Annotated in this window: 5 protein-coding genes; all 5 read left to right on the top strand. The window is 37.4% G+C overall.

Annotation, left to right across the window (positions count from 1 at the left end; translation table 11 throughout):
• Window position 1: 1 nt before the first annotated feature.
• The 5 genes from FS935_RS10660 to FS935_RS10680 all read left to right on the top strand — a co-directional run bounded on the left by FS935_RS10660 (window position 2) and on the right by FS935_RS10680 (window position 13862).
• On the top strand, window positions 2–1024 hold the full coding sequence (locus FS935_RS10660; RefSeq protein ID WP_146948345.1) for an ABC transporter permease: 1023 nt from the start codon (window positions 2–4) through the stop codon (window positions 1022–1024).
• A complete protein-coding gene (gene yjfF / locus FS935_RS10665) occupies window positions 1021–2016 on the top strand; it encodes a galactofuranose ABC transporter, permease protein YjfF (RefSeq protein ID WP_240050878.1) in 996 nt (331 codons plus the stop codon). The genes FS935_RS10660 and yjfF overlap by 4 nt, the downstream gene beginning before the upstream one ends.
• Before the next feature lie 43 nt (window positions 2017–2059).
• Entirely contained in the window at window positions 2060–8626 is a 6567-nt protein-coding gene (locus tag FS935_RS10670; protein ID WP_158638594.1) for an immunoglobulin-like domain-containing protein, read from the top strand.
• 94 nt (window positions 8627–8720) lie between these two features.
• The gene (locus FS935_RS10675) at window positions 8721–11546 is read left to right on the top strand and encodes an immunoglobulin-like domain-containing protein (protein WP_146948349.1); all 2826 of its coding nucleotides are present in this window, start codon (window positions 8721–8723) and stop codon (window positions 11544–11546) included.
• A 111-nt stretch (window positions 11547–11657) separates the two neighbouring features.
• Window positions 11658–13862 carry a family 43 glycosylhydrolase gene (locus tag FS935_RS10680; RefSeq protein ID WP_146948351.1) on the top strand — a complete coding sequence of 735 codons (2205 nt, stop codon included), beginning with the start codon at window positions 11658–11660 and terminating at the stop codon, window positions 13860–13862.

A 13862-nucleotide genomic window follows, 5' to 3' on the forward strand; every position in this document is an offset into this window, starting at 1 on the left:
CATGATGAAATCTAAACTATTTTGGCCAATCATTGTATTGGTATTAATCCTTTTAATCAATCTATTTTTTGATAAAAGCTTCTTTTCTATTGAAGTAAGAAACGGACATTTAGCAGGTAGTTTAATAGATATCTTAAATAGGGGTGCACCTCTTATTCTCATTTCTATTGGAATGACATTAGTTATTGCAACAAAAGGAATTGATCTTGGTGTTGGTTCAGTCATTGCAATGGCTGGTGCAGTTGGAGCTATGACAGTAAGTGGAGCAAGTGGTGACAGCTTAGTCCCACTATTTATGGCAATTGCTTTTGTGATTGGAATTTCATTATTAACAGGTGTCTGGAATGGTGTTCTCGTATCACATATAGGAGTACAACCAATTGTGGCTACTCTCATATTAATGGTTGCTGGTAGAGGGGTCGCACAGCTAATTACAGACGGACAAATCATGACTGTTTATTATGATCCTTACACGTTTATCGGTGGAGGTTATCTTTTCATGATTCCCTTTTCCATTTTTATTGTAGCGGCAGTTTTAGCAATTGCGTCTTTTTTAACGAGAAAAACAGCAATTGGTTTATTTATTGAATCTGTTGGTGCAAATCCTGAGGCAAGTCGTTTGTCAGGTATAAACTCTAAAAACATTCTTTTAATGGTTTATATGTTTTCTGGTCTTTGTGCTGGTATTGCCGGGTTAATTTTAAGTTCTAATGTTGCAAGTGCTGATGGAAATAATGCTGGTCTTTGGTATGAGCTTGATGCAATTTTAGCAGTAGTAATAGGTGGTACTTCGTTAAATGGCGGAAGATTTTATTTAATGGGAACCGTCATTGGCGCTCTTATTATTCAAAGCTTAACAACAACAATTTATTCAATTGGGATAGCACCTGAGATAAATCTTGTTGTTAAAGCGGTTGTTGTATTAATTGTTTGTTTATTACAATCACCAGAGTTTAGAAAGAAATTGACAAATTATTTTCCTGCAAGAAAAACAGCGAAAAAAAGTGAGGGGGTTACTTTATGATGAACAAACTTCATTTAGACTCAAAACAACTTCCCTTAATTGCGACAATTTCGCTATTTATTTTGATGTATTTATTCGGATCTTTAAGATATACAGGCTTCTTTTCAACACAAGTATTTTTAAATCTTTTCATTGATAATGCATTTTTGATCGTTGTTGCAGTCGGAATGACATTTGTCATTTTATCGGGTGGAATCGACCTTTCAGTAGGCTCTGTTATTGCATTAACTAGTATGGTAGCAGCAAGTTTAACGATGAATGCTCAGCTATCTCCATGGTTAGTCGTTCCTATTAGTTTACTAGTTGGGACAATACTTGGGTTTGGTATGGGCTGTCTTATCCATTTCTTCAATTTACAGCCATTTATTGTCACACTTGCCGGGATGTTTCTAGCAAGAGGATTAAGTTACTTAATCAGTGTAGAAACAATTTCAATAGATAGTCCGTTTTTCAGCTTTATGGCGAGTACACGAATACCAATTGGTGGAGGGAATTTCATTTCGATTAGTGTAATCATTGCTTTAATCGTCGTGTTAGCAGCGATCTATATTGCTCATTTTTCCAAATATGGACGTAATATCTATGCTATAGGTGGAAATGAACAATCTGCACTATTAATGGGATTACCTGTTGGACGAACAAAAATCATGATTTATACAGTGAGTGGTTTTTGTGCTTCTCTTGCTGGGTTAATATTTACCTTTTATATGCTATCTGGTTATGGGTTGCATGCAAATGGACTTGAATTAGATACGATTGCTGCTGTTGTTATTGGAGGAACATTGCTTACTGGTGGTGCTGGTTATGTAGCCGGAAGTGTTGTAGGTGTACTTATTTTAGGTATTATTCAGACGGTTATTGTTTTTGAAGGAACATTAAGCTCATGGTGGACTAAAATCGCCATTGGTGTATTGCTATTATTGTTCATTGTACTGCAGCGAGTGATCGTAATTAGAAGCAAAACGAACAAGTCCGCAGTATCTACGCATTAATAAGTAGATGAAAAAATGAAAAATTCCTATTGGAGAGTGAATGATGAGAACGAGTAAAAAGAAATATATTTCTATTTTCGTACTATCTATCATGTTATTTAGCACCCTTTTAGGATCGTTTCAACCAGTTGCTTCTGCAGAAGAAGGAAATACTTTGATTTTACATTATGATATGAAAACATTTGCTGAGGATCCGAATGGTGCAATTAAAGTAAAAGATCTCTCAGATAAAGGATTGGATGGAACTTTCAAAAATCCTGAAAATGGTCAAATGGTCAATAATTCAGAAGCAGGTTATATCTCTTTTAATGGAGGTAATTCAAATTCAAAAAGTGGCTATATTGAAATTCCGAAATTTAATGATGGAACTGATCTATTAACTGGAGTAGAGGATGTCACAATATCCTCTCTTGTTAACTGGAATAATGATGGACAAAACCGTTGGATCTTTGGTTTAGGAAAAGTCTCAAGTGATATCGAAAACGGTAACAGCTATTTTTTTGCTACGCCCAGACATGGGATAGACAATAGTAATGTTGCTGCAACTGGAATTTCTCAGGCTGGTTGGCGAAATGAAGCACTTATCCGAGGAAAAGAGGGATTAAAAGCTAATTCATGGGAAGTTGTAACCGTTGTATTTTCAGGCTCTACAGATACATTATCACTATATGTAAATGGTGTGAAAGTAGCATCTGGTTCGGCTAAAGGGAAAAAGCTAGCTGACATTATTGATTCAACTGCAAGCTTTTCTGGGTTTATTGGTAAATCAATTTTTCAAAATGATCCTTATTATAAAGGGATGATTGGAGATTTCCAAGTACATAGTAAAGCTTTTACAGATGACGAAGTAAAAGTGCTAGCTACTGAAACTGCTAGTAAAATTAACGAAATTGATCAGCTTGTTATTGAAGACGCGGAGAATTCTTTGGATGTAGCGAATTATTTAACAAATGGAGATAGTGATAAAGATCAAATAAAACATACTATTAATCTTCCGAAAAAGGGAAAACATGATGTTGATCTTACTTGGAAATCAAATAATACAGAAGTACTTACAAATGAAGGGGTGGTAACAAGACCATCTGCTGATAGTCCTGATGCTGTAGTTGAGCTTACAGCAACACTTTCTTATAAAGAACTAACAGTAGAAAAGACATTTAGTGTAACAGTGATAAGTGATTTTTCCAATCAACAACGAGCTGAATTAGATGCTCAAAAGTTAAAGATTGTTAATCAAAATAATGTGAAAGGAAATATGAGTTTACCATCAACGGGAGAAAATGGTTCAACAATTAAATGGGAATCCTCTGATCCTGCAGTCATCAAGGGATCTCTGCAAGCTTCAGAAAATCCAAAATTACTTGGATGGGTAACACGACAGGAAAATGATACCGTCGTTACATTAACAGCAACTGTTACGAATGGTACAGCAGAAATGAAAAAGAACTTTGAGGTTGAAGTTAAAAAGAACCCAGGAAAAAAAGAATATGATGCTTATTTCTTTTCTTACTTCACAGGAGAGTATGAAGGTGGAGAGGAAATCTCCTTTGCAACAGCTGAGGACCCATTAAAGTGGAGAGCATTAAATAATGGACAATCAGTTATTCAATCAACAATGGGTGAAAAAGGTTTAAGAGATCCATTTATTATGAGATCACCAGAGGGTGATAAATTCTACATGATTGCAACAGATTTGAAGATGGGAGAAAGTACAAATTTTGACCAAGCTCAAATAACTGGAAGTCATGCAATTATGATCTGGGAATCAGAGGATCTAGTCAATTGGAGCGAACAACGAATGGTGGAGGTTGCTCCAAAAACAGGAGGAAACACGTGGGCACCTGAGGCTTATTATGATAAAAAAGCAGGCGAATATGTTGTATTTTGGGCATCATCAATGAAGAACGAAGAAACATATGGAGATTTTCCTAACGGAAGACCTGCTGGTCAGTATAATGTGATGTACTATGCAACAACAAGAGATTTTCATTCATTTTCAGAGCCAAAGGTGTTTATAGACGAGGGGTTCCCTACGATTGATACAAGCTTTATAGAAAATGAAGGATCACTATATCGTTTTACGAAATCAGAAGTTGGCTATAAAGTTTATTACGAAAAAGCAACTGATATTTTTTATGATAAAGATGGAATAGAGGAAAACGGTTATCAATTTGATCCAATTGCAGGAACGAAAAATGGCAATCGTGGATTAATTGGTCATGGTGGTAATAATGAAGGTCAAACTGTATTCAAAGATATTCATGAAGACAAGTGGTATTTGTTTTTAGATTCGTGGCCTTATCATGTTCGATGGACAAACGATTTAGATGATGGTCAGCAATTAGTGAATAATGTGCTAGATGATTCAGAATATGCCCTTCCACCAGGTCCTCGACATGGAACAGTTATCCCAATAACAAGGGATGAATACAATGCTCTACAAGAGAAGTATGGAATGGAAGATCAAGAGCCTTCTAAAGAGCCAGTTGTTCATTATTCATTTGATTCAATAGATGGTGCAACTGTAAAGGATGATTCAGGTAATGGTCATGACGCTCAATTAGTAGGTGGTGCAGAAGTAGATTCAGATGATACAGTAGGACACTCTTCAGGTTCAATAAATCTTGATGGAACAACTGGATATGTTGAATTACCAGAAAACATCATTAAGAATTTGAACTTAAAAGGAATGACAATGTCCAGCTGGGTGAAAGTGAAAGATAATCAAACAAATCAGCGAATCTTTGATTTTTCCTCTGATACAGGAAGAACAGCAAACAGAAACACGATGTATTTAAGTACACAAGGTGATTCAGGGAATTTAGAGTTTGCAACAGTTACACCTTTCACTGAGAAATTTAGTAGTGCTTCAGCTACTTTAGCAGACAATTATAAATATGCCATCACAGCACCAAAATTATCCACAACAGAATGGCATCATGTGGCTGTTACAATTGAAGATTTTGATGCTGTCATTTATGTAGATGGTAAAGAGGTAGCAAGAAACTCTACTTTTAATGTAGAACCTAGAATGCTTTTAGAAACATCAATGAACTATTTAGGAAAGTCTAGTAAAGATGAGCATCATTTGTTTAATGGTAAATTTGATGAATTTAAGATCTTTAATCATGCACTTTCTGATGAGGAAATTTCAGAGCTAGCACAAGATGACGTTACTGAACCACCAGATGAAGAACCATCAACTCCAGAGTTAATCCTTGATTATGACATGAAAGATATTGAAGGTATAACAGTGGAAGATCGTACTGGAAAGTTTAATGGTACGTTCGTTAATCCTGAAAATGCTGAATTAATCTCAATTGGAAATTCAGGTGTTGTTCAGTTTAAGGGTGGTACAACAGATTCGTATATTGAGCTACCAGAGGGTGTATTAGAAACCCTTGAAAGTGTAACCGTTTCCTCTTTAATTAATTGGAACGGAAATGCATCAGCTGAATGGCTATATTCACTTGGGCAGAACAATAGCAAATATTTATATTTTACGCCTAAATATAATGCTGATAGCAGCATGCGTTTCGGAATAGCAACAGATGGTTGGAGAAATGAAGTATCTGCAAAAGCATCAACTTTATCGGCAAATGAATGGAAATTAGTGACAACAGTCTTTAATGGTCAAGAAGATTCACTGAAAGTCTATATTGATGGTGAATTAATTGCCTCTGGTCAAAATAATGGAATTTCAATAGAAGATATAAAAAATGCAGCTGGAAAAAGTGGTTATATAGGTAAGTCAATGTATAACAATGATCCTTATTTCGGTGGAATGATAGCCGACTTTGAAATTTATAATGGGGCATTATCAGATACAGAAGTAAGTAATCTGACAAAAGCAGCTGAGGAAGAAATAAAGGAAATGGAGTCGTATTTATTGGAAGACGCAGCAGCTCAATTAGATTATTCTGACTTCCTTGGTAAAAATGAAAGTAATGAAGAAATTAAAACTGATTTATCGTTCCCAAATAAGGGTGAAAACGGAACAACCATCACATGGCAATCAAAAAGTGAGAATATCATTACAAACAATGGAAAAGTGAATAGACCTGCTTATGATGATGGAAATAAAGCTGTTGTGCTTGTTGCCACTTTATCAGATGGAACAAACTCAGTCACAAAGGAATTTACAGTAACTGTTATCAGAAAACCGATAGATCTTGAAACAGTTATAGAAGCAGCAAAAGCATTAAACGTTCATAATATCGATGATGTTCGTGGGAATTTAACTTTACCAACAAAAGGTTTAGATAACACAACGATCTCATGGAATTCACAGGATCCTAAGATCGTCACAGAAACTGGTGAAGTTAACCGTCCGGTCCATGGTGATGGAGATAAGTTTGTTAAGTTAACAGCAACAATTTCTCTAAATAACCAAAAAATTACGAAGTCATTTATGGCGAATGTAAAAGAGCTACCTGAACAAAAAGATTATAAAGGATATGTGTTCAGTTATTTTACAGGTGAAGGTTATGAAAATGGTGAACAAATTTATTTTGGATTAAGTGAAGGTAATGATCCGCTTCATTGGCAAGAACTGAATAATGGAGATCCAGTGTTTACTTCAGAATTAGGAGAAAAGGGACTACGAGATCCGTTTATTATTCGTTCCCCTGAAGGAGATAAATTTTATCTAATCGCGACTGACTTAAAGATTCATGGTAATGGAGATTGGGGTGCAGCCCAGACAACTGGAAGTAGATCAATCATGGTATGGGAATCAACAGATTTAGTTAATTGGTCTAAGCAAAGAATGGCTGAAGTTGCTCCTCCAGAAGCGGGTAATACGTGGGCTCCAGAAATTTTTTATGATGATTCAATTGGTGAGTATGTGATTTTCTGGGCATCAAAGCTATATGAAAATGAAAATGACCGAAATAGTGGTAACAGCTATCAAAGAATGATGTATACAACAACGAGAGATTTTCATACTTTCAGTGAACCTAAAGTGTATATGGATTATGGTTATTCAATTATTGATACAACCATGATTGAGCATGAAGGAAAAATCTATCGTTTTACAAAAGATGAAAGAGGAACTACTTCCTCATCACCTAATGGAAAATTCATTTTCCAAGAGGTAGGGAATTCTGTTCTAGATCCTAACTTCCAATCTATTAAAGAAGGAATTGGGAAAGGAGATATAAGTCGTGGAGAAGGACCAGCTATTTTTAAATCAAATACTGAAGATAAATGGTATTTATTTATTGATGAGTTTGGTGGAAGAGGTTATGTGCCATTCGAAACAACTGATTTAGCTTCAGGTGAATGGACGGTTCCAGAAGATTATGATTTACCTTCAAGACCACGACATGGCACCGTTTTACCTGTTACTCAAGAAGAGTACGATGCGTTATTAGAAAATGTGCCTGTAGAAATAGAAGAACCGAGTAGCGATAAAAAAGTTACAGGTGTAACGATCCAACAGGAAACGATGAAATTAAATGTTGGTGATGAAACAAAGCTAGCAGCAACAATTACTCCAGAAAATGCTACAAATAAGGATGTTGTATGGTCAAGCAATGATGAAAACATCGTTGCTGTTGACGAGAATGGCACACTTACAGCGAAGCAAAAAGGCACAGTGTTTATAAGTGTAACAACCATTGATGGTGGTTATATGGATGTCATTGAGGTTGCTGTTGAAGAGAAACCACCGGGTGATGGAGAAGAACCGCCAGGAAATGGAGAAGAGCCTCCAGGTGATGGAGAGGAACCGCCAGGTGATGGAGAGGAACCGCCAGGTGATGGAGAGGAACCGCCAGGTGATGGAGAGGAACCGCCAGGTGATGGAGAGGAACCGCCAGGAGATGGAGAGGAACCGCCAGGTGATGGAGAGGAACCGCCAGGTGATGGAGAGGAACCGCCAGGTGATGGAGAGGAACCGCCAGGTGATGGAGAGGAACCGCCAGGTGATGGAGAGGAACCGCCAGGAGATGGAGAGGAACCGCCAGGTGATGGAGAGGAACCGCCAGGTGATGGAGAGGAACCGCCAGGTGATGGAGAGGAACCGCCAGGTGATGGAGAGGAACCGCCAGGTGATGGAGAGGAACCGCCAGGAGATGGAGAGGAACCGCCAGGTGATGGAGAGGAACCGCCAGGTGATGGAGAGGAACCGCCAGGTGATGGAGAGGAACCGCCAGGTGATGGAGAGGAACCGCCAGGTGATGGAGAGGAACCGCCAGGTGATGGAGAGGAACCGCCAGGTGATGGAGAGGAACCGCCAGGTGATGGAGAGGAACCGCCAGGAAATGGAGAAGAGCCTCCAGGTGATGGAGAGGAACCGCCAGGAAATGGAGAAGAGCCACCGGGTGATGGAGAGGAACCGCCAGGGAATGGAGAAGAGCCACCGGGTGATGGAGAGGAACCGCCAGGAAATGGAGAAGAGCCACGGGGTGATGGAGAAAAACCACCAGGTAATGAAGATAAGACACCGAGTGATGGTAAACAAACAGGAAACAAGGAAAAAAATACTCATGACAATGAGTTACCAAGTACGGCTACTAATCTATATAACTATGTGATCTTAGGTATTTTCTTACTAATTGTGGGTGGATCCCTACTTGTTGCTAAAAAAAGAAAAATGAAGCATTAAAGAAGAACTGGCCTTCAAAGCTAGTGAAAGCTTTGAAGGCCAGATTTTTGGATGACTAAAACAAACTAATCAAATAAATATAGAGGAGAAAACGATGAAAAAACAAAGAAAAAGAAAATTTCTACCATTGATTACAAGCTTAGTTATGGTATGTGCTGTATTACCTGGAACAACAACCATTACAAAGGTAAATGCAGCATCAAATGCCGAAAAGATTTTAGACTATGATATGAGTAACATCAACGGTACAACTGTTGTTGATAGTGCAGGTCAATTCGACGGCACTCTTGTGAATCCTGATGGTGTTGATTTAATTACAAATGAAGATACAAAAGTCGTTAATTTTGAAGGTGGAGACACAGCATCATATATTGAAATTCCTAATGGTGTATTAGATGGATTAGATAGTGTCACTGTATCCTCTTTAGTGAATTGGGAAGGCTCTGGTGGTGCTCAATGGTTATATGGTTTAGGGCAAGATGATACACATTATGTGTACTATACGCCATCTTATATTGGTGGAGCTACAGATCGCCTCGGAATCGCAACAGACGCATGGAGAAATGAAACATTTGCAGCATCTCCTAAATTACCTGCGACAGAATGGAAATTAGTAACAACTGTTATAAATGGTGCAGAGGAAAAATTAGAAACCTATATAGATGGAAAGCTTGTTGCAACAGGTTCAACAAACGGTTTTACATTGGATGATATAAAAAATACAGAAGGAATTAGTGGATTTATTGCAAAATCATTTTATGCACCTGATCCTTATTTTGGTGGAATGGTTGCAGATTTTGAAATCTTCGGAGGAGCTTTAACTGCACAGGATGTAAGCGTTTTATATTCTGAAGCGGAAAAGAAGATTGACGCGATTGGCGGTTTAGATGGGTACTTTGTAAATTTTGCGATAAATCAACTTGATGCAAGTTCTTTTCTAAAGTACAACGAAAATGAAAGTGGAATTATAACAGATTTACAATTACCTGAAAAAGGTGCATATGAAACGACGATTACTTGGCAATCGAATAATCAAGACATCATTAGCAATGAGGGAAAAGTAACAAGACCTTTGTATAGTGAAGGAGATCAAACTGTTGTGTTAACAGCAACTGTAACTGATGGAAAAACATTACAAACAAAGGAGTTTACATTAAAAGTTTTAAAAGGACTTGAAGAATCAGTGGCATTACAAGAAGATGCTGATGCTTTAAAGATTCACCATGCAAGCGATGTTCGAGGAAACCTACCTTTACCTAATAAAGGTGAAAATGGCTCAACAATTTCATGGGAAACAAGTGATTCTAATGTTGTGACAACAACAGGAGAAGTGAATAGACCTGAACATGGTAAAGGTGATGTAACAGTGGAGCTAAAAGCAACACTTAGTCTTAATGGACAATCTGTTGTGAAGAACTTTACTGTTTCTGTTACAGAAATGCCAGTGAAGGATGAAGATTATGCAGCATATTTAATGACTTATTTTAATGGAGAAGCGTATGCAGATGGAGAACAGGTTCGTTTTGCATTAAGTGATGGTAATGATGTAACAGAGTGGAATGAAATAAATAATGGTGATCCTGTTCTTACTAGTAATTTAGGTGAGAAAGGTTTAAGAGATCCTTCGATTATCAGATCACCTGAAGGAGACAAGTTCTATTTACTTGCAACAGATTTAAAAGTTTATGGAACAAATGGAAATTGGGGGAGAACAGTGAGAGAAGGTAGTAATTCTCTCATGATTTGGGAATCTACAGATTTAGTTAATTGGTCTGAACAAAGAATGGTTGAAATTACTTCACCAGAAACAGGAAATACATGGGCACCAGAGGTTTATTATGACGATTCTACAGGTGAGTATATCGTTTACTGGTCTTCATTTGTTTATGATAGTGTAGCTGATCGCTATGGAAATGGAGCAAGTCACAACCGAATCATGTACGCAAAAACACGAGACTTCTACACATTTACTGAACCAGAAACATTATTAGATTTAGGTCATGACATTTTAGACACCGTTGCTATTGATTATAAAGACAAAGTCTACCGTATTACGAAAGGAACGTATTATACAGAAAAAGAGTTAGCCGGAGAAGAAATTAGAGAACATGTTTTTCAAGAAGTTGGTGATTCATTCTTTGGAGATTTTGAATTAACAAAAGAAGGAATTGGTATGGATGTTCTTGATCATGGTGAGGGAGCAGAAATTTTCCAATCCAATACAGATGAAGATAAATTCTACCTGTTAATTGACGAATATGGAAATGGGAGAGGCTATACACTTTTTGAAACAAATGATATCGCATCAGCAGATTGGAAGCTTTCAGAGGATATTAATTTGCCAGATCGACCTAGACATGGTGATGTTCTTTCACTAACAAAAAAGGAATTTGAGCGATTGAAAATTAATATTCCAGGTGTTGGTGTTGAAGTAATCGAGCCAGGGGATGGAGAAGAACCACCGACTGATGGAGAAGAACCACCGACTGATGGAGAAGAACCACCGACTGATGGAGAAGAACCACCGACTGATGGAGAAGAACCACCGACTGATGGGGAAGAGCCACCAACAGATGGAGAAGAACCACCGACAAATGGTGAAGAGCCACCAACAGATGGGGAAGAACCACCGACTGATGGAGAGGAACCACCAACAGATGGAGAAGAGCCGCCAACAGACGGTGAAGAACCGCCAACAGATGGAGAGGAACCACCGACAGATGGTGAAGAACCGCCAACAGACGGAGTGGAGAAACCAAGTAATGGTGAAGAATCACCAAGTAAGGAAGAGAAACCACAATCAGGAAATCTATTACCAGCAACAGCAACATCACTATATAACTATTTAGTTATCGGACTAGTGTTATTAGTAATTGGAGGATTCACTGCCTTTAGAGCAAGAAGAAAGTTGAACTTGTAGATTACTATGGGGAGCTGACTCAATAGATTTGTAATAGTCAGTTCCCCTCTAGTTAATAAAGATTTAAAAAGTAAAAGTAAGAGAAACGACATTAAATGTGGGAGGAAAACCATGAAAAAAACAATCATAATGCTTCTCATGGTGTTATTAATGATCGGATCGTTCGTTCCAATTTCTAAAGCGGACAATCCTGTTATTAAGGATCAATTTAGTGCTGATCCAGCAGCAATTGTACATGATGGGAAAGCTTATCTGTATACAGGTCATGATGAAGCGGCTACTAATGGAGATTTCTTTGTGTTGAAAAAATGGAGTATCTATTCTTCTAGTGATCTATCAAATTGGAAGCTAGAAGGATATATGCCACGTACAGAATTTGAGTGGGCAACAGGTGATTCTGCTTGGGCTTCACAAGCAATTGAAAGAGACGGTAAATTTTATTGGTATGTAACAGTTGATAATAGTGACCAAAATGCACCAGGTTTTGCACTCGGAGTGGCTGTATCTGATAACCCAGCAGGTGGATTTAAAGATGCGATAGGTGGTCCACTTGTTATTAGTACGGATACTGAAAACCCAGAAAATATGGGATCAGATTCTTGGGATGATATTGATCCAACAGTGTATATCGATGATGATGGTCAAGCCTATTTATATTGGGGAAATACTCATCTTTATTATGCAAAATTAAAAGAAAATATGATTGAGCTTGATGGTGATATCCACAAGGTAGATATTGAGAATATGCCTGGTACGTTTACTGAAGCACCTTTTCTTCATAAATATGATGGAAAGTATTATTTAACATATGCAATGAATTATCCAGAAGAGTTAGTTTATGCAATGAGTGATAGCCCAACAGGTCCATGGGAGTATAAAGGAAAGCTTATGGATACGCTTGATAGCAGTGGAACAAGTCATCAAGCTGTTTTAGAGTTTGAAGATGAATGGTACTTCATTTATCATACGGCAGCTCTTCCTACTGGTGGAAATTATCGTAGATCAGTAGCAATTGAGAAATTGAATTACAACCATGATGGCACAATTCAAAAGATCACTCCTACGGCATCTGGAATTAGTGATTCTAGTTTTTCTTTGAAGTCATATCACGATCAAAACAGATATGTTCGTCATTTAAATGGTGCGCTTAGAGTTGATCCTGTTGATAAAAACAGCTTAGATTCTAGATGGCATACTGTAGAAGGTCTAGCAAATGATGCAGAGGACTTTATTTCCTTTCAATCAGAGAATAAGCCAGGCTTTTATTTAGTAAGAAATGGCTCAAATATAGAACTGAAAAAACATGATGGAACAGATAGCTTTAAAGAAGCAGCAACGTTTAAAAAGGTTCCAGGATTAGCAGATAAGAACTGGGTATCTTTCCAAACTCTCAATGATGAAGATTTATATTTATATCAACGAGATAATTTTACATTTGGTGTAAATACAGTTGATTCAGCTGAACAAAATGGTCGAGCTACATTTGAATTATCTGAAGCAGATGTTACAGAAGTTGTGTTGAACAAGACTTCACTAACATTAGAAGAAGGAACATCATCTACTATCCATGCAAAAGTAACACCTAACACAGCTCTTAATAAAAAAGTATCCTTTTATTCTAGTAATTCAGATGTTGCGACAATCTCTGAATCTACTTATGACGCTAAAACAGGTGAAACGTCAATCACTCTAAAGGGAAAAACAGCGGGATCAACAGAGATTATTGCTGTGTCAGAGGATGGTAACTACTCTGCAAAAACAACTGTTGAGGTCAAAAAGCATGAAGAAAATCCGATTGAGATTAAGGATGTTGTGATATCTAGCCATTCAAAATCAAAAGAAATCAATATTGAAGGAATTCTGAAAAATCAATCTGGAAGAGACGTTACGGTGAAAGTAGAAGATCCAAACGGGAATTTCGCATATCTAGATCAAACAACTACGAATGCTCATGGCAGCTTTGCTTTTGATTTTAAACTAAATGATGAGGTAAATGGAGTATTTCAGGTGAGTATCGGTGCTGCTGATTTGGAAAAATTGTATAAATCTAGCTTTACCTATACAGTAGGTGCTCCAGATTCAGGAGGTAAAGATGGTCCTGGTAAGGGTAATGGTGATTCTCCTAATAAGGATAAAGAAAATCCAGGTGATAAAGCTGAATCGCCAACTGATAAAAATGATGATTCAAAGAACAAAGATGGAAAAGGTCTTCCTAGTACTGCTACTAGCATGTTTAACTATCTAGTTATTGGTGCTCTTTTAATAGTAGGTGGAGTATTTACGATTTTTATGAGAAAGAGAAAAATACAAGAATAA

This window comes from Metabacillus litoralis, from assembly GCF_007994985.1.
Classification (GTDB): Bacteria; Bacillota; Bacilli; order Bacillales; family Bacillaceae; genus Metabacillus; species Metabacillus litoralis.

Bases quoted from the DNA above. Each gene is read 5' to 3' on its own strand.
- FS935_RS10660 (WP_146948345.1), top strand. From the start codon at position 2: ATGATGAAATCTAAACTATTTTGGCCAATCATTGTATTGGTATTAATC.
- FS935_RS10680 (WP_146948351.1), top strand. From the start codon at position 11,658: ATGAAAAAAACAATCATAATGCTTCTCATGGTGTTATTAATGATCGGA.
- FS935_RS10670 (WP_158638594.1), top strand. From the start codon at position 2,060: ATGAGAACGAGTAAAAAGAAATATATTTCTATTTTCGTACTATCTATC.
- FS935_RS10675 (WP_146948349.1), top strand. From the start codon at position 8,721: ATGAAAAAACAAAGAAAAAGAAAATTTCTACCATTGATTACAAGCTTA.
- yjfF (WP_240050878.1), top strand. From the start codon at position 1,021: ATGATGAACAAACTTCATTTAGACTCAAAACAACTTCCCTTAATTGCG.